This window comes from Paenibacillus sp. J53TS2 (assembly GCF_018403305.1).
Classification (GTDB): domain Bacteria; phylum Bacillota; class Bacilli; order Paenibacillales; family Paenibacillaceae; genus Fontibacillus; species Fontibacillus rhizolycopersici.
Genome location: NZ_BOSK01000001.1, coordinates 749,919 through 770,631, shown reverse-complemented (window position 1 = coordinate 770,631; position 20,713 = coordinate 749,919). Strand labels below are relative to the sequence as shown.

At 51.9% G+C, this 20,713-nt stretch carries 20 protein-coding genes; 18 read left to right on the top strand and 2 right to left on the bottom strand.

The genetic code is table 11. The features are described from left to right. Nucleotides 1-31 precede the first annotated feature (31 nt). The 11 genes from KJS42_RS03655 (at nt 32) to KJS42_RS03605 (ending at nt 11,092) form a co-directional block, all read left to right on the top strand. Nucleotides 32-1,399 carry an ABC transporter substrate-binding protein gene (locus KJS42_RS03655; protein WP_244868366.1) on the top strand — a complete coding sequence of 456 codons (1,368 nt, stop codon included), beginning with the start codon at nt 32-34 and terminating at the stop codon, nt 1,397-1,399. Between the two features lie 102 nt (nt 1,400-1,501). After that, nucleotides 1,502-2,383: a carbohydrate ABC transporter permease gene (locus KJS42_RS03650; protein ID WP_155607131.1), complete on the top strand. Its 882-nt coding sequence runs from the start codon at nt 1,502-1,504 to the stop codon at nt 2,381-2,383. Next, nucleotides 2,383-3,207 (top strand): carbohydrate ABC transporter permease, encoded by an 825-nt coding sequence (locus tag KJS42_RS03645; RefSeq protein ID WP_155607132.1) that lies wholly within the window; start codon nt 2,383-2,385, stop codon nt 3,205-3,207. Before KJS42_RS03650 ends, KJS42_RS03645 begins: the two co-directional genes overlap by 1 nt. A gap of 76 nt (nt 3,208-3,283) precedes the next feature. Next, complete coding sequence (locus KJS42_RS03640) at nt 3,284-4,273, top strand: LacI family DNA-binding transcriptional regulator (RefSeq protein ID WP_193418255.1); 990 nt, start codon at nt 3,284-3,286, stop codon at nt 4,271-4,273. A 128-nt stretch (nt 4,274-4,401) separates the two neighbouring features. After that, on the top strand, nt 4,402-5,877 hold the full coding sequence (locus KJS42_RS03635; protein WP_244868365.1) for a serine hydrolase domain-containing protein: 1,476 nt from the start codon (nt 4,402-4,404) through the stop codon (nt 5,875-5,877). Between the two features lie 9 nt (nt 5,878-5,886). Further along, nucleotides 5,887-6,819 carry an alpha/beta hydrolase gene (locus KJS42_RS03630; RefSeq protein WP_213622116.1) on the top strand — a complete coding sequence of 311 codons (933 nt, stop codon included), beginning with the start codon at nt 5,887-5,889 and terminating at the stop codon, nt 6,817-6,819. A gap of 24 nt (nt 6,820-6,843) precedes the next feature. Beyond that, nucleotides 6,844-7,800, top strand: a complete 957-nt coding sequence (locus KJS42_RS03625) for a carbohydrate kinase family protein (protein WP_213621981.1) — start codon at nt 6,844-6,846, stop codon at nt 7,798-7,800. 13 nt (nt 7,801-7,813) lie between these two features. Beyond that, complete coding sequence (gtfA, locus tag KJS42_RS03620; protein ID WP_213621980.1) at nt 7,814-9,277, top strand: sucrose phosphorylase; 1,464 nt, start codon at nt 7,814-7,816, stop codon at nt 9,275-9,277. 31 nt (nt 9,278-9,308) lie between these two features. Beyond that, nucleotides 9,309-10,118 carry an alpha/beta hydrolase gene (locus tag KJS42_RS03615; protein ID WP_213621979.1) on the top strand — a complete coding sequence of 270 codons (810 nt, stop codon included), beginning with the start codon at nt 9,309-9,311 and terminating at the stop codon, nt 10,116-10,118. Nucleotides 10,119-10,235: 117 nt separating this feature from the next. Next, nucleotides 10,236-10,457 (top strand): hypothetical protein, encoded by a 222-nt coding sequence (locus KJS42_RS03610; protein ID WP_213622127.1) that lies wholly within the window; start codon nt 10,236-10,238, stop codon nt 10,455-10,457. Between the two features lie 86 nt (nt 10,458-10,543). Next, nucleotides 10,544-11,092, top strand: a complete 549-nt coding sequence (locus KJS42_RS03605; protein ID WP_213621978.1) for a CueP family metal-binding protein — start codon at nt 10,544-10,546, stop codon at nt 11,090-11,092. A gap of 69 nt (nt 11,093-11,161) precedes the next feature. On the opposite strand, the gene KJS42_RS03600 is transcribed toward KJS42_RS03605, so the two are convergent. Continuing rightward, the gene (locus tag KJS42_RS03600; protein ID WP_213622115.1) at nt 11,162-11,902 is read right to left on the bottom strand and encodes a sulfite exporter TauE/SafE family protein; all 741 of its coding nucleotides are present in this window, start codon (nt 11,900-11,902) and stop codon (nt 11,162-11,164) included. 26 nt (nt 11,903-11,928) lie between these two features. Next, nucleotides 11,929-13,407: a carboxylesterase/lipase family protein gene (locus KJS42_RS03595; protein ID WP_244868378.1), complete on the bottom strand. Its 1,479-nt coding sequence runs from the start codon at nt 13,405-13,407 to the stop codon at nt 11,929-11,931. A 130-nt stretch (nt 13,408-13,537) separates the two neighbouring features. On the opposite strand from KJS42_RS03595, the gene KJS42_RS03590 reads away from it, so the two are divergent. The 7 genes from KJS42_RS03590 (at nt 13,538) to KJS42_RS03560 (ending at nt 20,712) form a co-directional block, all read left to right on the top strand. Further along, nucleotides 13,538-14,434, top strand: coding sequence for a LysR family transcriptional regulator (locus tag KJS42_RS03590; RefSeq protein ID WP_193418231.1), 897 nt, complete (start codon nt 13,538-13,540; stop codon nt 14,432-14,434). Nucleotides 14,435-14,769: 335 nt separating this feature from the next. Further along, nucleotides 14,770-15,852 carry an FAD:protein FMN transferase gene (locus KJS42_RS03585; RefSeq protein WP_193418218.1) on the top strand — a complete coding sequence of 361 codons (1,083 nt, stop codon included), beginning with the start codon at nt 14,770-14,772 and terminating at the stop codon, nt 15,850-15,852. A 73-nt stretch (nt 15,853-15,925) separates the two neighbouring features. Next, the gene (gene yfcE, locus KJS42_RS03580) at nt 15,926-16,474 is read left to right on the top strand and encodes a phosphodiesterase (RefSeq protein ID WP_213621976.1); all 549 of its coding nucleotides are present in this window, start codon (nt 15,926-15,928) and stop codon (nt 16,472-16,474) included. Then, on the top strand, nt 16,471-17,565 hold the full coding sequence (locus KJS42_RS03575; RefSeq protein ID WP_339821020.1) for a GIY-YIG nuclease family protein: 1,095 nt from the start codon (nt 16,471-16,473) through the stop codon (nt 17,563-17,565). The genes yfcE and KJS42_RS03575 overlap by 4 nt, the downstream gene beginning before the upstream one ends. Nucleotides 17,566-17,851: 286 nt before the next feature. Then, entirely contained in the window at nt 17,852-19,330 is a 1,479-nt protein-coding gene (locus tag KJS42_RS03570; RefSeq protein WP_213621974.1) for a spore germination protein, read from the top strand. 6 nt (nt 19,331-19,336) lie between these two features. Next, nucleotides 19,337-20,503, top strand: a complete 1,167-nt coding sequence (locus tag KJS42_RS03565; RefSeq protein WP_213621973.1) for a Ger(x)C family spore germination protein — start codon at nt 19,337-19,339, stop codon at nt 20,501-20,503. Next, nucleotides 20,503-20,712 carry a hypothetical protein gene (locus KJS42_RS03560; RefSeq protein WP_193418214.1) on the top strand — a complete coding sequence of 70 codons (210 nt, stop codon included), beginning with the start codon at nt 20,503-20,505 and terminating at the stop codon, nt 20,710-20,712. Before KJS42_RS03565 ends, KJS42_RS03560 begins: the two co-directional genes overlap by 1 nt. Nucleotide 20,713: the final 1 nt, after the last annotated feature.

Genomic DNA, 20,713 nt, shown 5'->3' with positions numbered 1-20,713 from the left:
GCATACAAAACGATGACTAGGGGGAAGGATCTTGAACAAATTGAAAGGGTTTAAAATGACGTTATGCCTGGTTTTGTTGCTTTCTCTATTAGCGGCATGTTCGAAGGGCAACGACGCAAGCAGCAATACTCCAGCCGCGACAAACAATCAGGGCGGAGAACCAACGGAACAAACGGAAAAGGAAGTCAAGCTAACCTTCTTTAACACATCGGCTGAAGTGAATGAAGTATTCGAGAAGCTGTTCCAAACGTATCATGAGCTTCACCCGAACGTTACCGTTGAACTCATTCCTACGCCGATCGGCGGGGCGCAAATCGAGAAGTTCCAATCTCTATTAGCTTCCGGCAATCCGGCAACCATCGCCAATCTCGATGCAGGAACTATTTTGCAGTATAAAGATTCCTTCTTGGACTTGGAATCGGAGAAGGCCAAATATGAAGGGCTGACCAAACCCGGTGCTGTAGATGGGGCGCTGCTGGATGGAAAATTCCTCGGCATTCCATGGACGGCGCAAGGCTACGGATTGCTTTACAACAAACGGGCGGTTGAGGAAGCGATCGGGGGCGCCTTTGACCCGGCTTCCATCAAAACCCGCGATGATCTAGAAGCGTTGTTCCAAAAGATTGAAGCGGCAGGCAAAGCACCGGTTATGATCCATGGAGCAGATTGGTCGCTTGGGTCGCATTATTTGGGGCTGGCCTACTCCTTGCAGTCCGCTAATGTCGAGGACAACCGAAAATTCATGGAGTCCTTACAGAGTGGCGAAGTTAAATTGATGGATAACCCGCAATTTAATGGCCTGATGGATACCTTTGACTTGTTGAAAAAATATAACGCACGGAAGAGTGACCCGCTCGTGGCGGACTACAACAAAGACAGTGCAGATTTTGCTAAAGGCGATGCCGCCTTCTACTTCATGGGGGATTGGACCTGGGCGGTAGTTGGACCGCTTGAAGGACGCGATCAGGAATTCGGCGTGATTCCGGTTCCGATCAGCAACAATCCGGACGACTACGGCAACAGCCAAATCGCATACAGTGAACCGAAATTGTTTGCCATCGATAAAGCGGGATCGACGCCGGAGCAACAAGAAGCGGCTAAGGTGTTTATCGAATGGATGGTCACAAGCGATCAGGGACAAGAAGCGATCATTTCGCAGATGGGATTGTCCATGCCATATAAGGATGTCAAAGTGAAGGGCAGCAACATCATCTCCGATGCGGTATCTCAATATGTCGATCAAGGTAAAGTGATGAATATCGGCGTGATCAATTACCTGCCGCAGGATTACTGGGCCAAGACTGGAGCGGCGATGCAAAAGTACCTCGTCGATAAAGTCGATCGCAAAGGCCTTGCGGACGAGGTTCAGGAATATTGGGAATATCAAGGAAGAAAATAACAAATCGTTGGATTGGACACAAGAACGGGCGGGAAGAGGCCTAGCCTCGGCCCGCCTCATTTATCGGTCAAAAATAAACGGTTTACTTAAAGGGGCGGCAACATGAAGAAGAAAAACGTATTATCCAATGCCGGAACGTTCCTGCTGTTCGGCGGGCCCTCCATTTTTGCTTTCGCCGCCGTCGTCGTGATTCCTTTTCTCGTCGGCTTGTATCTGACGTTTACGAATTGGGATGTTCGAACGGCCAATAGTGAGCTCATTGGATTTGCAAATTACTACGAAGTGTTTAGTGACAAAGTGTTTCTGGGCCAGCTCTGGTTTACGCTGAAGTATGTGTTCTTTACGGTCTTGATTGCCAACGGGGCGGCGTTCTTCATTGCGCTGGCATTGACTTCCGGTGCCAAGGGGGAGCAATGGCTGCGAACCGGCTTCTTTACGCCAAATCTGATCGGCGGGATTGTCCTAGGTTACTTGTGGCAAACGTTATTCTCCCAGGTGCTCCCTTATCTAGGCAATAAATATGGCTGGTCCTTATTCTCGACTTCCTGGCTGACAGACACGAATACCGCCTTTTGGGCGCTGGTGATCGCGACGGCCTGGCAATTGATCGGTTATCTGATGATTATTTACATTGCCGGTTTTTCCGGCGTACCGGGAGATGTGCTGGAGGCTGCAAATATTGACGGTGCCGGTCGGTCGGCGGTCATTCGGAAGATCATTCTTCCACTATCTATCCCGGCCACCATCATCTGTATCTTTATCTCCATCTCGCGTTCCTTCTTAACCTACGATATCAACTTGGCCTTAACCAAGGGGGGGCCGTTTAACTCCACCGAGTTGGCGACTTATCATATTGTGCAAAAGGCCTTTCTGTCCAACCAGTACGGGATAGGCCAAGCGGAAGCGGTGGTGTTGTTTGCGGTGGTCGCCATCATTGCGTTGACCCAATCTTACCTGCTCAAGAAACTGGAGGTGGAATCGTAATGAAGGCACGATCAATAGCCACAGGGGTTAAAACGGCGCTTCTTTACATTTTCCTGCTTATCTTTCTGACGCCATTTCTGTTAATTGTCATGAATTCGTTCAAGACCACCCAGAAGTTCGTCGAAAATCCGTTATCCCTGCCGACCCAATTCCACTTTGGGAATTATTCGAGCGCGATTGGTAAAATGGATTTCTTACACGGCTTTTTGAACTCCCTGATCATCACGGTCGTGGCGGTCTTTATCATTCTGATCTTCTCGTCGATGACAGGATATTTGTTTGTCCGATTCAAATGGAAGGTGAACGCATTCATTTTCTTTGTGATGTTAGCTTCACTCACGCTTCCATTTCAGGTGCTTATGATTCCGCTGGTCATGCTGTACGGAAATATGGACCTGTTAGATTCGAAAGTGACCTTATTGTTTATGTATTTGGGTTTTGGCGTACCGTTTGGCGTGTTCACGTTCCACGGTTTCATCAAAGGCGTTCCCTTTGAATTAGAGGAATCCGCATTTATTGAAGGGAGCTCCCGGCTGCGGACGTTCTTCCAAATCGTATTGCCTTTGCTGAAGCCCGTATTCGTCACGTTGATCGTCCTGGACATCCTGTGGATCTGGAACGATTACCTGCTTCCCAGCTTGGTCCTGCTATCTCCGGCGCACCGGACATTGCCGCTCTCCACGTTCAACTTCTTCTCTTCTTATTCCGTGGACTTTGCGCCGCTGATGGCCGGATTGATCATGACCGTCATCCCGGTATTGGTGCTTTACCTGTTCCTTCAGAAGCAGATCATTAAGGGGATTACAGAAGGGGCCTTGAAATAGGCGAATGGCAATCCCTGGCTGAAAAAACGAAAAAAACCGGTTATAATTGTTAATAAAAACGGCAAGGTGGGATTTCATGCCCAGAATAGAGGATGTTGCGGAAAGAGCGGGGGTTTCCGTAACCACGGTCTCCCGTGTACTAAATAATCGGGGATATATCAGCGAGAAGACGCGAGATAAAGTGCATCAGGTAATGAAAGAGTTAAACTATCAGCCCAATGAAATGGCGCGCGCCTTGTTTCGCAGAAAATCGAATATGATCGGGTTGATAATTCCAGCGGTTTCCCATCCTTTTTTCAGCGAATTGGCTTATTACTTAGAGTATTATGCCGATCAGAAAGGGTATAAGCTGCTGCTCTGCAACTCGAATCGAAATATTGCCAAAGAGCGAAAATATATCGAAATGCTAAAGAAAAATCAGGTAGACGCCATTATCATGGGCAGCTCGGTGTTGGATATTAAGCATTATTTGAATTTGAATTTGCCCATCGTTTCTTTTGACCGCACGGTGGCTGAAGATATTCCGTTCGTCACTTCCGATAATTTCCTCGGAGGGAAGCTCGCCGCCAAGTTGTTCATCGACAAGGGCTGCCACCATCCCGTCTACATTTATCGCGGCATCGGCGGACCGCATCATGGGGCCTTATTAGCCAATGCGAGAGCGCAAGGGTATGATGAGGAATTAGCCGCCGCCGGCCTAAACCCGATTCATCTGCAACTGGAAATTACGGACGACGATCAGCCTAGTAATCCGAGCGAGGTGGTTCGTTTCTTGAGCGAACATCCACAAGTTGACGGGATTTTTGCCAGCAGCGACGTCATCGCGGCCGAGGCGATTCAAGCTTGCCGTCAATTAAATAAGAACATTCCTAATGACATTAAAATCATCGGCTACGATGATGTTAAAGTGGCTACGTTGGTTTCGCCGCAGCTAACCACCATCCGGCAACCGATCCGTGAGATGGGTGAACGCACCATCGAGTTGGTCGCCAAGCAATTGGAAGGGGAGGAAGTGCCCAAAGTGAATTCGTTCCCCGTCCATTTGATTGAACGGGAGACGACTTGATCAGGCGAGGCATGATCTTCTGCAAGAAGTTAACATTCAAGATGAAGCCGCCCATTGCGATAGCGGCTTTTATTTCATCCGATGTGTCAACCGGTTATCATATTATCTGCACAGGAAAGGAAACTCCTATGACAGTCACGAATTCATTACCGCGAAGTATTCCGGAACGCTACGGCGTATCTTCCTCAGCGATCTTGTCTTTCCTAGAGGAGATCGAGCAGCGAAAGCTGGAACTTCACGGATTCATGTTATTGCGGCACGGCCATGTTCTGGCCGAAGGATGGTGGAAACCGTATCATCCGGAGATTCCCCATGCCGTCTACTCGCTGACCAAGAGCTTTACTTCGCTCGCGGCGGGGTTTGCCGTCCAAGAGGGCAGACTCTCTTTAGATCAACGGGTTCTTGCGTATTTTCCGGAGATGGATCACGGCGCGATTCGCGAAAATATTAGAGATATGAGCATTCGGCATTTATTGACGATGACAACGGGGCATGAGACCGACACGGCTCGATTTGGAGCTACCCCGGACTTCCTGCAGCATACAACGGAAGCACGAGTGGGCGACCGAAGCGACCGCGACTATGTAAGAGGGTTCATGGAGCATCCCGTTACCAAGGCTCCCGGTACTCATTTCCTATACAACAGCGGAGCAAGCCATGTGTTGGGAGCGATCGTGGAGCGGGTTACGGGAAGCCGTCTGGTTGACTATTTACAACCTCGCCTGTTTGTGCCTTTAGGGATCGACCGGCTGTCATGGGAGGAAGCGCCTCACGGCGAAAATACAGGGGGATGGGGTCTCAAGCTATGCACCGAAGACATCGCCAAGTTCGGCCAACTTCTTCTGAACAAGGGCGAATGGAACGGGCAGAGGCTGATCGCTTCCGAATGGATCGAACAAGCCGGCTCGCGCCAGGTCGATAACAGGCCGATTGCGAACCCGGAAGGGCAGCCGATCAATATCGACTGGATCCAGGGCTATGGATACCAGTTCTGGAGATGCCGCCATAACGCCTATCGGGGAGATGGGGCATTTGGCCAGTATTGCATCGTCCTGCCCGATCAGGACGCCGTCATCGCGATAAATGGCGGCTTACCGGATATGCAGGGGGTGATGGACGCCATCTGGCGGCATTTACTGCCTTCTATGAATGAACCTTGCCTGGCATCAGATTCGATCGCAAATGACCGTCTCGCTAGCAAACTGAACTCGCTGGAGCTTGGAGAACAAGGCGGCTTGGAGAGTTTGCCTTGGGATCCCCCCCAGAAGCGTTATTCGATCCAAAGCAATGAACAAGGTGTGCAGCGGATCGGATTGACGTTTACGGAGAATCGCTGCGTCTTCCAATGGAGGGATCATCGAGGGGAGCATCAGTTGATCGCCGGCATCGGGGAATGGCATGTTAATCACCGGGGAGGCGATAAAGCAGCGGTTCGAGGCGTGTGGTTGGATCGCAGCCGATTTGAAATTAATGTCTACCCTCCCGATTCCCCGCATTACGACCGGCTAGCTTTTCAATTCCAAGGGAACGGCGTAAGCCTGCAGCATGAGCATTTAAGCTTTATCCCTTTGAAACACGAATTTAGCGGCGTTGAGGAGAAATGAGAGATGAAGATGAACTTTATAGATAGAGTAGCTCCAGAGTTGAAGCAGGGGTTAACGTTGAATCCGCCCTTTCGATTGCCGGAAGACCTGGCGAAGGCTCGGATGATTCCTCCGAACGATGCGCCTCGATCCCAACACGTACGGATCCTAGATCGTCAAATTCCTGGTGCGGATGGGCAATCCATGTTATTGCGGGTATACGAGCCGGCGGAGCAAGGCGAGGAAGCCCTCCCCGCCTTGCTGTGGCTGCACGGCGGGGGTTATGTGCTTGGCGATCCCGGCGTGGATGATGGAATCTGCCAAAGTTTCGTGGAAGCCGCGGGCTGCATCGTCTTCTCACCGGATTACCGCCTGGCTCCGGAGCATCCGTATCCTGCGGGAATTGAAGACGGATATGCTGCGCTAGTCTGGATCGCCGGGAATGCGGCCGAGCTTGGCATTGACGTTCAGCGAATCGCCATCGGCGGGCCAAGCGCCGGAGGAGGGTTGACGGCAGCGTTAGCACTCTTGGCACGCGATCGCAGCGGTCCTGCGATCTGTTTTCAAATGCCGCTTTACCCGATGATCGATGACCGTAACGTCACCCCGTCCAGCTATGAGATCACCTATCCGGCCGTGTGGAATCGAGCGAATAATCAGGCCGCTTGGAAGATGTATCTAGGCGAGCATGCAAACGGGGAGATCTCTCCTTATGCCGCGCCAAGCCGGGCTCAGAGCCTGGCGGGTCTCCCTCCGACTTATACCTGTGTCGGCCAGTTGGACCCGTTCCGGGACGAGACGCTGGATTATGTGAAACGTCTGGCCCAGGACGGCGTTGACGTGGAATTCCAGCTGTATCCGGGAGGTTACCACGCTTTTGAGCATTCGGTGCCCGAAGCGGAAGTAAGCAAGCGCGCCAAGGACGGTTACCTAAATGCTCTGGCAAGGGCTTTCCGGCGCTAACACGGAACTCAGGGAGGAACTAGCATGATACATCTTGAAGATAGATTCACGTTTGAAGCTGCGCCCAATGATCTCTTGACCATCGGCGAACTGCTCGTGGACATGATAGCCAATGAATACGGAGAGGAATCCCGGGGAGACGGATATACCCGGTTTCCCGGCGGCTCTCCCTCGAACATCGCGATGAATGCCAGCAAGCTGGGAATTCGCTCCCGGGTTGTCTCCGCCGTTGGACAAGATGGCCTGGGTACGTATTTGACCCAGCGCTTGGAAGCCGCCGGCATGAATACGGATGGAATTCAGCGAGTGGATGCGGCGACCAGCCTGGTCGTGCTGACGAAGAGTCAAGCTTCGCCGATCCCGATCTTCTATCGGGATGCTGATTATCGCCTAACTTATGATGCAAAGTTGGGGCAAGCCCTGGAACAATCCAAAGCGGTTCATTTCTCGTGTTGGCCGATCTCACGGGAGCCCTCTCGGCGCGTCATCGAGCGAGTGATGGAGGAGGCCCGGAAGCGGGGGTTGTTGATCGGTTTCGACCCCAACTATCACCGGATGATATGGCAGCCTGGCGAAGACGGTGTGGAATACGTGAAATCGATCATCCCTAAAGTAGATATCGTGAAGCCTTCAGAGGATGACGCGGAGCGGTTGTTCGGTATGGCGGATCCGTTTAAGCAGATCGACCGATTCTTAGATTTGGGTGCTAAGCTGGTTATTATGACGCTCGGGAAACAAGGGGCGATCGTATCGAATGGCAATGAGACGGTCAGCTTCTCGACACTCGCTACTGAGGTTGTAGATACAACGGGAGCCGGGGATGCGTTCTGGTCCGGATTTTATGCCGCCTTGCTTCAGAATTTCACCGTCAGGGAATCGTTGAATTTAGGTTTTGCCGTGAGTGCTTACAAATTGAAACACTTAGGTGCTGTGGTCGACTTGCCGAAGCTTGAAGTCATTAAAGCTCAGTTTGGATTATAGGAGGACTTAAAGCATGTCGCTGAAAAATAAAGTTCAATTGATCACCTATCCCGATTCCATGGGTGGGAACCTCCGGACGTTAAGCGAAATGCTGACGAAGCATTTCTCCGATATCTTTGCGGGCGGCGTTCATATCCTGCCCCCTTTCCCCTCCTCCGGAGATCGCGGTTTTGCGCCGCTAACGTATCTGGAGATTGAACCCGGCTTCGGAACGTGGGAGGACATTCGAGCAATCGGGGAGAAGTTCGATGTCTTGGTCGACTTGATGGTGAATCATATTTCCAGGCAATCGCCCTATTTTCAGGACTTCCTGGTGAAGGGCCGGTCGTCCGAGTATGCCGATTTATTTCTTACGCTGGATAAAGTATGGGAGAATGGGGAGCCGGTTCAGGAGGATATCGACAAAATGTTTCTCCGCCGCCCTTTGCCTTACTCGACCTTTGAAGCCGGCGGCAAACAGGAACGAGTGTGGACCACATTTGGCAAGACGGACCCGTCGGAGCAAATCGATTTGGACATTCGTTCACCGCAGACACGTCAGCTCCTACGCGCCTTCTTTGAGAATTTCAAGCAGCAGAACGTCAAGATCGTTAGACTGGACGCGGTTGGATATGTCATTAAGAAGCTGGGAACCAGCTGTTTCTTCGTAGAGCCGGACATCTACGAGTTTCTCGACGAGATCAAAGCGTTGGCGGATTCGCTCGACATCGAGCTGTTGCCGGAAGTTCATGCGCATTACTCGACGCAATTCAAACTGGCGGAGCGCGGCTTCTGGATTTACGATTTCATCTTGCCTTATCGTATTCTTGAAGCGCTTCTTACGAAGAATGCCGCAGAGCTTACCCATTATTTGAACATTCGGCCGCATAAGCAATTTACCATGCTGGATTGCCATGACGGGATCCCGGTCAAGCCGGACCTGGATGAGCTGATCGACACCAAATCAGCGCGAAACCTCGTGGAGATCTGTGTGCAAAGAGGCGCGAATCTCAGTCTGATTCTGTCCGACGAGCATAAGGCGGAGGATGGTTTTGACGTTCACCAGATCCGTTGTACTTACTATAGCGCGCTAGGGGAAGACGATGATGCCTATCTTGCGGCGAGAGCGATTCAATTTTTCACTCCCGGAATTCCTCAGGTCTATTATACGGGATTGTTTGCGGGTGCGAACGACATGGACCGCGTGAAGGAGACGGGGGAAGGCAGGGAGATTAACCGTCATAATTATACCGTAGAGGAGATGGACCTGGCGTTGGGGGAAGAAGCTGTACAGCGGCTGCTGCAGTTGATTCGATTCCGCAACACCTATCCGGCGTTTGACGGAGAGTTCCAGGTGCCGGGATCGACGGACAATGAAATTCGCATGCGCTGGAGCCAGGAAAACAAGAGCTGTTTGCTTATCGTAGATTTGAATACGAACCAATCGGTGATCGAATACATCGACGAGCACGGTCTATTGACCGAATATCGGATTTGATTTCTTCAAAAAAACAAGGAGGAATAACAACATGGCCATGTTACAGATCCAATTTTTCTCTCGATCGTTGAGAAGGGAAGTCGCACTCAGCGCGCTGGTTCCCTTGGACACGCCGCCGATTCCGGGTCAACCCGTGGAGGAGGCCAAGCCCTTAAAGGCGTTGTATCTGTTGCACGGGTATTCCGGAAATCATACGGATTGGATCCATTTCTCCCGCATCCGGGAACTCTCCGATAAGTACAAGATCGCCGTATTTATGCCTTCGGGGGAAAACCATTTCTACCTTGACGATGAGGACAAGAGTCAGCTATACGGGGAATTCCTTGGGAGGGAACTGATCCAATTCACACGCCTGATGTTCCCGTTATCCGCAGACCGAAAGGATACGTTTATCGGAGGACTTTCCATGGGCGGGTACGGAGCGATTCGGAACGGTCTGAAATATGCCGACCAGTTTGGCCGGATCATCGCGCTTTCCTCCGCGCTCATTCCGTACACCATCGCCGGGTTGTCCCCGGGCTATCAGGATGCCATCGCTGACTATAATTACTACAAGCGCGTTTTCGGGGACCTGAATCAGCTTCTCGGAAGCGACAAGGATCCGGAAGCGCTAGCTAAGCAATTGAAGGAACAAGGCGCGCTTATTCCGGAGATTTACATGGCATGCGGGAACGAGGACTTTTTGCTTGACGTAAACCGGCGGTTCCATGATTATTTAACTCAAGAGGAAATTCCTCATCGCTATAAGGAAAGCGCTGGGACGCATGACTGGAATTTCTGGAATAAGTATATCGGCCCGGCCATAGAGTGGGCTGTCACCGATCCAGATTCGGTCACCTAAAATCGTCTTCTGCTTCATATGCCCCTGAAGAGAGCTACGGCCTGTCGGCCGGTTTGCTTCCTCTTCGGGGGCATCCCTTATTCGAACCATCGCCCAGATAAAGGAAGAGGATGCTTGATGAAGGCCGGAGGATTGTTTACTAGAAAGAGCATTGTATTCAGGTTTTTCGTTCCATTCACGCTCATCCTGGCCATTTTGTTTACGGTATTATTGCTCAGCAACATCTATTCGCTGGAAGTGGTTCGTACCCTGAAGCATATGGCAGGTTGGCTGCAACCGCTGGTGGGCGGTACCCCGGTCTCTTTCGTGGACGCCAAGGAACCTTTCCAATATCTTTAAATGAATGAAGGCACCCGGAACCTATGCTATAATCGGGTTGTTCGATTGTATCGAAGAAACCAAGCTAGTGCGAAAGGGTGCCAGGCATGAAACGGAAAACCATCTTGACGGCAATCGGAGTCATTGCGGTTGCCGCGCTGGGAAGTTATTTTCTGATCGCAGGACAAGCCGATAAGCAAAAAGAATCGAATGCTATAGACGCTCAGAGCATCAAGCAGATGGTCCAGGACTACAGCGTTGGAAAATTAAGCGCCAAGTCCGCATCGATTACTTCGAGCCAACTGATCGTGGACGGCGATACGGCGGATTCGAAGACATATGATCTGCCGAAGGACGAATTTTTCGTCTCGATTGCGCCTTACGTGAACCAAACGCATCCTTGCGAGATCCACAGCTTGACCGGATGCCGCGGCGAAATGAGCGAGCAGGAGTTCCAAGTGAATGTCACCGATGCGAACGGAAATACCGTATTGGACCAAAAAATGACGTCCCAGGCTAACGGATTTATCGACTTGTGGTTGCCGCGCGAGCAAACTTATCTTGTTCAGGTTAGCTATGACGGGAAGACGGCCGAGTCGGAAATCTCCACGTTTGATGGGGATCAAACGTGTATCACGACGTTGCAACTCAGCTAATCTGAATCACCTCAAAAACGACGGACCCTCATCAGAGGGTCCGTTTTTGGGGTCGGCAAAGACCGGCAGCTACAATAAGAGGATCGCGCCGCCCATCATAGGGGTGATTACCATGAAGGTTTTTAGCCAGACAACAGGCACACGTCTCGTGAACTTGGCTCCGACATAAGCGCCGGACATCGTTCCGATCACAACCGCGAGGAGTAAATGAACATCCAGGTAACCGATGGTGAAGTAGCCGGCCCCTCCGGCGAGGGCAATCGGCATGATCACCAGCATGGTTGTACCGGCGGCGTAACGCATCGACATTCCCAGGAGAAGCATAAGTCCCAGTTGGATAAAAGGCGTCGACCCGATGCCGAACAATCCCGATAAGGAGCCGGTAATCAAGCCGATGAGCGGCGCTAGCAACCAGAACCGAACGCCCTTGACTGTGACGAGTGTCGTATCGTCGGGCGCTTTCGGGCGCCGGGAAACGTAACCCATTCGAAACCACAAGGCCAATCCGGAAGCAAACAGCATGCCGGAGGTCAGATACCCCAGACGATCTCCGGGGATCAGAGATGACCAACCCGAGCTAATCCATGCCCCTGCCGCACCGGTCAAGCCGACGATCACCCCGGAACGCAACGCCATATTTCCTTCGCGGTAATGACTGATCGAACCGGAGAAGGACGAGAAGAACATGGCGGCCAGCGCAGTACCTAGCGCCGTATGAATCGGGTAACCGAAAACGACGGTAAGAATTGAGATGATAAATCCCGATCCGCCTGCCCCTACGAAGCCGAGGAGGAAGCCGAGCGCCACCATGACCAGGGCAACTTCAACGAGCGGGATCAATCCATCCTCCAAACCTGGTGGGGGACAAGAGCCCCGACCGGGACCGGTAAGTTCCTACGCACGGAACTAGCCAGGTCCAGCACCATGGTAGCGTGCTCTTCTCCGTAGACAGGCCAAGTCGGTAAAAGCTCGGTGTTCGGATTTCCGCTCCGGATAAATGCGCTCCAGGCTGCCCTCATCCCTCGCGCAAGTTCTTTCATTTCAGGCGTCACAGCATAGGGGTCATCGATAGACGGCGTAGGCATGAAGCCGGAGTCGCCTGCGGCCAGTGCCGCTTGAATCAAGCTGCCTTCATATCCGTGGATCGCCCCCAGCCTGCCGCCGCATCGAAGCCTATACATCCAAACCGGTGCACCGGAGAAGGTTACGGCCTCCGCGAACTGTATCGCCCCGATGCCATACAAGTGCTCCGTTAAGGTTCGGGTCCAAGCAGCCTCAGGGGACATGGATTTGCTGTAATGCTGATAAGCGTTCCACACGGCGTCGGTATTTTTTCCGAAGAATCCTTCAAGTACCTCCAGATGCGGGGACTGAAGCCGCGGATCATTCTGAATAAAGATCGCTGCCTCCTCCTCGTTGAACCCGATCAAGAGCGGCGGCAGCCCTTGACTGTGCTTAAGGGTCGCCAGCGGATCCAGAGGGATGACAAGGCCGTCGGCCACGGGACCGAACATATGCAAGCCATGCGAGGTATCAAAGCCTACAGCCGATTGCGCTTCAATCAGCTTCTCTGCGGGAAGCTCGAGCAATCGGCGCGAGTTTGCCGGGGACAGTCCCAGCTTCTCCAGCAACCTCCGAGTTGTCACGTCCGCGGTCTGCGGATCCCGAACCGCTTGCGTTGCTCCGCTCTGCGCAATCGCACGGTGAAACAGGCCATGTGCTTTCGGCATGAGATAAAGGGACGCCACGCATTTAGCCCCTGCTGAATTTCCAATGACGGTGACGCGTGAAGGGTCGCCGCCAAAGGCGGCGATATTGTGCTGAACCCACTGCAAAGCAGCGATAATATCGAGCATTCCATTATTGCCCGAAGTCGCGTATTCCTCACCTAGTAACTCTCTTAAATTCAAGAAACCTAACGCACCCAGCCGATAGTTGATTGACACATAGACGATGCCCTCTTCGGATGCGAATCTGAGACCGACGCATTCTGCCCCGGTTCCCCCAACGAATCCCCCGCCGTGGACATAGACCATGACGGGCTTTGGTCCATTGCTCAAGTCTTCCGGCGTCCATACGTTCAAGTTTAGGCAATCCTCGGACTGCGCCAGTTCCGACAGGATCCCCTCCTGAGCCGGATTCTGAGGTGCGATAGCGCCGAATCGGTCGCATCGTCTAACGCCTTCCCACGGAAGCGGAGGGGTCGGCGGTTTAAATCTTCGCGATCCCCCCGCACTTGAGGCATAGGGAATGCCTCGGAATACGTAGGCTCCCTCCATTTTCAAGCCCTCGACTTTGCCTGACAACGTCTGCACAATCAAGATGATCGTCTCCTGTTCTATCGATGTTGTGATTATTATATCTTGCTTGATTTCATGAACCATAATATATATTTGAATATAAAGATCATAACCTATAGGTTATGAAATAAGGAGGACATTCCGCGTGGAGTTGTTGCAACTGAAGTATTTTCAGACGGTGGCCCGCATGGAGCATATGACGAAAGCCGCCCACAGCTTGCATATTTCGCAACCGGCGCTCAGCAAGATGATTGCGGCGCTGGAAGCCGAGCTAGGGACCGAGCTGTTTCTGCGGGAGCGCAAGACGATCCGCCTGAACGAAAAAGGCAGGATGTTCCTCCAGCATGTGGATCTCGCGTTGGAAGCGCTGGAGGATGGCGAGCAGCGACTGCGGGATACCAACGGATCCGCTTCTCCTATGGTCACGCTGGATGTTCGGGTATCCTCGCATTTGCTTCCGGGCATACTGGCTGCTTTTCGTACGGAATGTCCAAATGCCCAATTCAACTTGCTGCAGCATGCATCACCGCTGGACCCTCGAACGAACTTCGATCTATGCCTCTCGGACGGGGCGGTGCCGCCCCCTGGGACGGAGGCCGTCTCCTTGCTCGAAGAGGATATTCTCGTTGCGGTTCCCGCCGATCATCCTCTCGCACACCGGGAACGAGTTCGCTTAAGTGAGTTAAGGGAGGATCGCTTCATTATGCTGCCATCCGGCAAGTCTTTGCGCGAAACGACGGATGCCTTCTGCCGGTTGGCCGGGTTCACACCTCGAATTCGGTTCGAGAGCGATGATCCGGCTACTGTACGAGGATTGATTCGTGCGGGACAGGGCGTTGCGTTCCTGCCGGCGATCACTTGGAGCGGATCTACCGGGCCGGACGTCAGGCTGCTGCGACTCGAAGAAAGCTGGTGCAAACGATCGATTTCCCTGTCCTGGCCAAAGGATCGGTACCTGAAGCAGATCGCGGTCCAGTTCCGCGATTTTACCATCCAGTATTTCGCGAGGTTGGCCGTATCAGGAAGGATGGATTATGAATGAGGGTTGTCTACGGGACAACCCTATTTTGCGCTTCATTTTAGGGATACCGCTAACTACAGCGGTCCCCGCGTCTTCTACCGGTTCTCCTTCCGATAGTCGAGCGGCGCGACGCCAATCTCCCGGAATCGTTATCGGATTTGCCACCGATCATTTCACATTTACTTACCGGATAATGCTGGAAGCGAGAGGACTCTCACTTCTATTTCGTTTGCATCCGTACCCCAAGCACCTCCAAACCCTAAACGTGATGTACTTACTGGACTAATCGCTTGTAGAAATTATACAATACGATATGTTAACCACTAGATGCGTGGAATTTCAAATGAGGTGAAACGATGCAACGAGCACAGAAATGGCGTACAAGAGCCGTGATCCTAAGCTTGACGGCGATGCTGATGACAATTCTTTCCGGCTGCGGGGGGAACACGGGAACGAAGGAGAATCCTACGGCCGGGGAGCCGGTTTCGAAACAATATTATATTTTTGATACGGTGGTTAACATCAAATTGTTTGATGACCCCAAGGCGGAGGAGCATCTGGACCATATCGACAACATGCTGAAAACCTTGGATATCGAGCTAAGTCGTACGTTAGAAACGAGCCAACTCTACAAAGTGAATCAGGAAGCCGGCAAACAGGCGGTTGAGGTATCAGAGGATACGATGAAGGTTCTGGAACGTTCACTCGACTACGCCAAAGAGACGGACGGGCTATTCGATCCCACCGTCGGCGGTTTGGTTGATCTATGGGATATCGGGCATGAAGGGGCCCATGTCCCGGCGCCGGAGGATTTGCAGCGGGAACTCAGCCTGGTCGGTTATAAGGATGTCGTCGTGGACGAGGCCAAAAGCACCGTGTTTCTGAAACGGCCGGGGATGGTTCTGGATCTCGGCGGCATCGGGAAAGGTTACGCGGCGGACGAGGTCGCCGCTTATTTACGGGCGGAAGGCGTGAAGAGCGCGCTTGTCGACCTTGGCGGTAGCAGCATCATCGTTATCGGGAACAAGCCCAATGGAGACAGCTGGAACGTGGGCCTTCAGGATCCTGACAGCTCGCGCGGCACAACCATGGGCACGATTCGCTTAAGCGATCAGGTGATCGATACCTCCGGGATTTATGAACGATATTTCATCGAGGACGGTGTGATGTATCATCACATTCTTGATCCGAGAACTGGGGTACCGTCGCAAAACAATCTGAAGAGCGTGACGATTCTGGCGGATAATGCAACGGATGCCGACGCGCTGTCGACTTTCGTTTATGTGATGGGTCTTACGGAAGGCTTGAAGTATATCGAGGACTTGAACGATGAGACGGAAGCGATGTTCATCACGAAGGACAATAAAATTTACGTCACATCGGGACTCAAGGATACTTTTAAAGTGACGGACGGGCAATATACGCTAGTCGAAGAATAGCACGCTAGAGACGTTCAAGCGATTGAGCGTCTTTCTATTATACTAGAACGAATTGGACAAGGAGTTGGTTCCTATGAAACTGATGTTGATTTCGGATATCCACGGGTCGAGCGCTTGGCTGGATCGGGCGATGGCAAAAGTGGAAGAAGAGCGGCCTGATCAAATCATCATGTTAGGGGATTTTTTGTACCACGGGCCAAGGAATCCACTGCCGGAGGGTTACGATCCGAAACGGGTCGCGGCAACGCTTAACGGGCATAAGCATCACATCATCGCCGTGCGCGGGAACTGCGATGCTGAAGTAGACCAAATGCTGTTAGAATTTCCGATGATGGCAGATTACGCCATGCTCTTCTTCGAAGGGCGCCGAATTTACGTCACCCACGGGCATGGATTTAACATGGAGCAGCTTCCGCCGATGGCGCCTGGCGACGTATTTATTCAGGGGCATACCCATATCCCGGTGGCCGACCGCAAGGATGGCGTTTATGTGTTGAACCCGGGATCCATCGCTTTGCCGAAAGAGAATTTCCCGAATTCTTATGGCATTTTGGAGGCGGGAACGTTTCTTGTTAAGGATTTCGCCGGTGAGACCGTAAAACGGATTGCATTCGCTCCATGATAAACGAACGAATAGAACATCAGCTGCGGACGCTCCCAGCTTCACCGGGGGTTTATTTGATGAAGGATGCGGCGGGAAACGTGATTTATGTCGGTAAGTCCAAAAACCTGCAGCAACGGGTTCGCTCTTATTTCCACATCTCTCGCAACCGCTCCAAGAAGGTGGAGAGACTGGTGCATAACATCAAAGACTTGGAGATCCGACTCACCGACACTGAATTCGAAGCTTTGATGTTGGAGTGCAGGCTGATTCGCGAGTTGAAACCGATGTATAACAAGAAAATGAAAAGCCCGCAGGGTTATACGTATATAGCCATCCGGGACAATGAGAGAATTTGGGGCTTGGAAGTCGCGGATGAGCCAGAGGATCCGGGGCTTCGCCATGTCTACGGGCCTTACACGGCTAGTCGGCATACCGTGGAGCAGGCGGTCCGTAGCCTCCGTGAAGCGTTGCATATCGCCTGCAGCCGCAGCAGTTCCTCCAGCATCGGGACCCCCTGCTTGAACCATTCGCTTGGTTTATGTCTCGGAGCCTGCTTGGGTGGGGAAGCGATCGAGATCAACAATCGTAGCCTTACTCGAATTACTGCGCTGCTGGACGGAACTGATTCCGGCCTGCGGGAGGAGTTGGAACTGCGGATGCAGGAGGCTTCCGACCGGTTTGATTTTGAAGCAGCGGCTAAAGTTAGAGATGCGTTGAACGCCATCGATCTGTTTGCCAAACAGGAGGAGATCGCCGATTTCGCTGAGCAGAACCGGAACCTTGTGGTGCTGGAGCATTTGAATGAGCAGGAAGCCAAATGCTTCTTGTTGCGGAGGAATCAAATTCTCTATAGCCAGAAATTTGGTCTGTCCGAAGCCACACATACGGCTTTGTCCAAGGAACTTGCCGATAAGGCGCTTGCCTGCTTCGGCAAAGCGGGACTCCCTTTGGCCGGTAAGTCAAGTCGCGATGAAATCGACGAAGACCGAATTATCTACCGTTATTTGCATAGCAGCGATTGCAGGCATAGGTCGATTCCGCAGACATGGATAGAGACCAACGACTCGACTCAGATTGCGCATATGCTGGAAGAGATAATTTTAATTTGAAGAATCTATGAAACTAACTTTTTATTGACAGCGTTTACATTAATTGTTTAAGTTAGAGATAGACAACGGGGCGGGACTGGTGGCTAACCGCGACAAGGTCGGGGGCGCCTGGGAGGCTTTTTGGCTGATCAATCAACAGCCAGATGCCCGAAGATCAAATGAAGGCGGCAGGGAGCGTTTAGCGACCCTGCTGTTTTTTTTTCCAAAATTCAAACGGATCAGCTGATAGAATTTACCCATTTTGGGAATAACATATCCACATGCTATAAAGCGAGGAGGGAATGGTTTGCCGATCCAGGAAAGCCTGTACCCATCAATCGATGAAAACATCGCGTTGATCAAACGATTATTTCCCGGGGATTCCACCATCAAGTTCCGCACATTCCAGCATCCTTCAGTTAAGTCCTTTTCCGGCTGCCTCATTCATATTGAAGGCATGGTAAGCACCGAGACGTTAAGCAACTTCATCATTCGGCCGATCTTAAGCTTCCAGACATCCAAGGAATCCGATGATATTCCTTTCATGCAGCAGTTGATGGATGGCATTATCGAGGTCAGCGAACTCAGTTTATCGGATGATATGAATGTAATCCTGAATGAACTTCTGAGCGGCAATACGGTTCTTCTGCTTCAGGGGCATGATCAGGCCCTGATCGTTGGGACGCGGGGGTGGCAAACTCGGGCTGTGTCGGAACCGGGCACGGAAAAGTCGGTGATCGGACCAAGGGAAGGGTTCACCGAATCGCTGATCATCAATTTGTCTCTCATCCGGCGAAGAGTGAGAAGCCAGAATCTGAAATTTGAATTTCTGGAGATCGGGAAAACGACCAACACATCGGTTTGCCTTTGTTATGTCGAGGATGTCGTTTCCAAAAAGATTTTGCACCAGCTTATCAAACGGTTGGAACGTCTGGAGATCGACGCCTTACTGGATTCCGGGCAACTGCAAGAATTGATTCGCGATCACACCTTGACGCCGTTCGAAACGGTGGGCAATACGGAACGTCCCGACGCCCTGGCTGGCAAGATTTTGGAGGGACGCATTGCCGTGTTGGTGGACGGAAGCCCGTTTGTGCTGACGGTTCCTTTTCTATTCGTGGAGTATTTTCAAGTGAGCGAGGACTATTACAGCAATTACTTTTTTGGTTCGTTCAACCGGATGATTCGGTTTCTCGGCGAGTTTTTGGCCGTCAGCGTCCCGGCTATTTACGTCTCTTTGGTCACCTACAACCAAGAAATGATGCCCACGCCGCTATTGCTCAGCATTTCCGCGGCAAGGCAATCCGTGCCTTTGCCGACGGTGGCGGAATGTTTTGTCATGCTAGTCGTCTTCGAAATCCTGCGGGAGGCGGGGACCCGAATTCCGAATTCGATCGGCCAGGCGGTCAGCATCGTGGGCGCATTGGTCTTGGGACAAGCCGCGGTCGATGCGAGAGTCGTGAGTGCCCCCATGGTCATCGTCGTTGGGATTACCGGCATTACAACGCTGCTTAACGTTAAGATGAAAGCAGCCTCGATCTCTACGCGTTTCATGCTGCTGGTTTTGTCCTCCTTTATGGGGCTTTACGGTTACTTGTTCGGAATGATCGGATTGGTCATTCATTTGATGAGCCTGCGTAGCTTCGGGGTGTCTTACATGCTGACGGTGGGTTCTTTCAAGGAGTCCGACATCAGGGATACGGTGATCCGGCTTCCTTGGTGGGGAGAAAAGGTCGGGGCTCCCCTGGCGCAGGCCAAACAGCGGATCCGGAAAGTCATGAGGTAACGCTAGATGGATAAGAGAGCACGCGTAAGACGGTTGGCCGTCATGCTGTGCAGCCTCACGGTTTTCACGTTATCCGGCTGCTGGAATTACCGGGAAGTCGATAAATTGACGACCGTCGCCGGGATTGCCATCGATAAAGGAGTAGAAGACGGCCAAATCAAACTGACCGTCGAGGTAGTCGACGGCTCGGGGGGGCAGGACGCGATGAGCGTCGGTTCGTCCCGGATCAGTTTATCCGGAAAGACGATGTTTGAAATCGTTCGCAGAATGATTACGGAGTCCGGTAGCCGATTATATTGGGCTCATGCCAAGTCGATCATTTTAAGCGAGGAAATCGCACGGGACGGGGCAGCGAAAATTATCGACTGGTATGTCAGGGATACGGAAACACGGGCGGATATCCATATTCTGGTGTCCGGAGAGAAGACGGCCGAGGAAGTGCTCACCAGCGATGGCAAATCGGGCGAACCGCTATCTTACAAGATCGATGATATCCTGAAAAATGAAACAAGCGTATCGAACTCCCCCACGACAGAGATCTTTGATTTCGCGGATACGATCAATACCCCCGGCATCAGCAGTATCTTGCCGATGGTTTATTCTTCGGAGAATAAGGGGGCCAAGACGGCTTCCATCCGCGGATCGGCCGTTTTCGATATCGACAAGATGCTGGGAAGGATGAATGCCCACGATACCAAGTTCGTTTTGTTTCTTCGGGACGAAATCAAAGGGGGAATTCTGACGCTGGGCGGGTACAACCGGCCACCAGGAATTTCTTTGGAGATTTTTAAGAGCAAAACCAAAGTGGAACCGGTGCTGGTGGACGGTCAGGTCGAAATCCGGGTTAAAACCCATACGGTTACGGCGGTTGACGAGGTGCAAGAAAATGTCGACTACTATACGGCAAAGGGGCAAGCAGAAATCGAGAGAATGGCGGAGGACATATTGGTCAAAGAAATGGAGAAGGTGATCGAAATTGCGCAAAAGCGGTATAAACAGGATATCTTCGGCTTTGGTGACCGGATTCATAAGAAGATGCCGAAGGTATGGAAGTCGCTTGAACCCGATTGGGACGAGAAATTTTCCAGGTTGAAGGTGTCCGTACAAGCCAAGGTTGATATTAAAGGCACGGCATCGATTAGAAAACCGATCAAGACAGGGGGTGAAGAGTAGTGATCCTGCTTACGATCATTGCTTATGCCTTCATCGTGTTGTTGGATCAAGTCCAAACCTACAAAAACGGATATAAAAAGGATTTTGTCATCAGCAGCGTCATGGGTCTGCCGTCCTTCGCGGCAGCTCTGGTACTGGCCACAGGCGCTAAGCTGCCGAGTCCGACGCAGGCGATCGAACAATTGGTGGGTTTGCTATTCGGTCTATAAC

Excerpts from the sequence above, each read along its gene's own strand:
- KJS42_RS03600 (WP_213622115.1), bottom strand. The coding sequence starts at position 11,902 with ATGGTGGCGCTCGGCTTCCTCCTCGGCTTCGTAGGGGCAGGCGGATCG.
- KJS42_RS03625 (WP_213621981.1), top strand. The coding sequence starts at position 6,844 with ATGATACATCTTGAAGATAGATTCACGTTTGAAGCTGCGCCCAATGAT.
- KJS42_RS03640 (WP_193418255.1), top strand. The coding sequence starts at position 3,284 with ATGCCCAGAATAGAGGATGTTGCGGAAAGAGCGGGGGTTTCCGTAACC.
- KJS42_RS03610 (WP_213622127.1), top strand. The coding sequence starts at position 10,236 with ATGAAGGCCGGAGGATTGTTTACTAGAAAGAGCATTGTATTCAGGTTT.
- KJS42_RS03650 (WP_155607131.1), top strand. The coding sequence starts at position 1,502 with ATGAAGAAGAAAAACGTATTATCCAATGCCGGAACGTTCCTGCTGTTC.
- KJS42_RS03585 (WP_193418218.1), top strand. The coding sequence starts at position 14,770 with ATGCAACGAGCACAGAAATGGCGTACAAGAGCCGTGATCCTAAGCTTG.
- KJS42_RS03615 (WP_213621979.1), top strand. The coding sequence starts at position 9,309 with ATGGCCATGTTACAGATCCAATTTTTCTCTCGATCGTTGAGAAGGGAA.
- KJS42_RS03635 (WP_244868365.1), top strand. The coding sequence starts at position 4,402 with ATGACAGTCACGAATTCATTACCGCGAAGTATTCCGGAACGCTACGGC.
- KJS42_RS03565 (WP_213621973.1), top strand. The coding sequence starts at position 19,337 with ATGGATAAGAGAGCACGCGTAAGACGGTTGGCCGTCATGCTGTGCAGC.
- KJS42_RS03605 (WP_213621978.1), top strand. The coding sequence starts at position 10,544 with ATGAAACGGAAAACCATCTTGACGGCAATCGGAGTCATTGCGGTTGCC.
- KJS42_RS03575 (WP_339821020.1), top strand. The coding sequence starts at position 16,471 with ATGATAAACGAACGAATAGAACATCAGCTGCGGACGCTCCCAGCTTCA.
- KJS42_RS03630 (WP_213622116.1), top strand. The coding sequence starts at position 5,887 with ATGAACTTTATAGATAGAGTAGCTCCAGAGTTGAAGCAGGGGTTAACG.
- KJS42_RS03645 (WP_155607132.1), top strand. The coding sequence starts at position 2,383 with ATGAAGGCACGATCAATAGCCACAGGGGTTAAAACGGCGCTTCTTTAC.
- gtfA (WP_213621980.1), top strand. The coding sequence starts at position 7,814 with ATGTCGCTGAAAAATAAAGTTCAATTGATCACCTATCCCGATTCCATG.
- yfcE (WP_213621976.1), top strand. The coding sequence starts at position 15,926 with ATGAAACTGATGTTGATTTCGGATATCCACGGGTCGAGCGCTTGGCTG.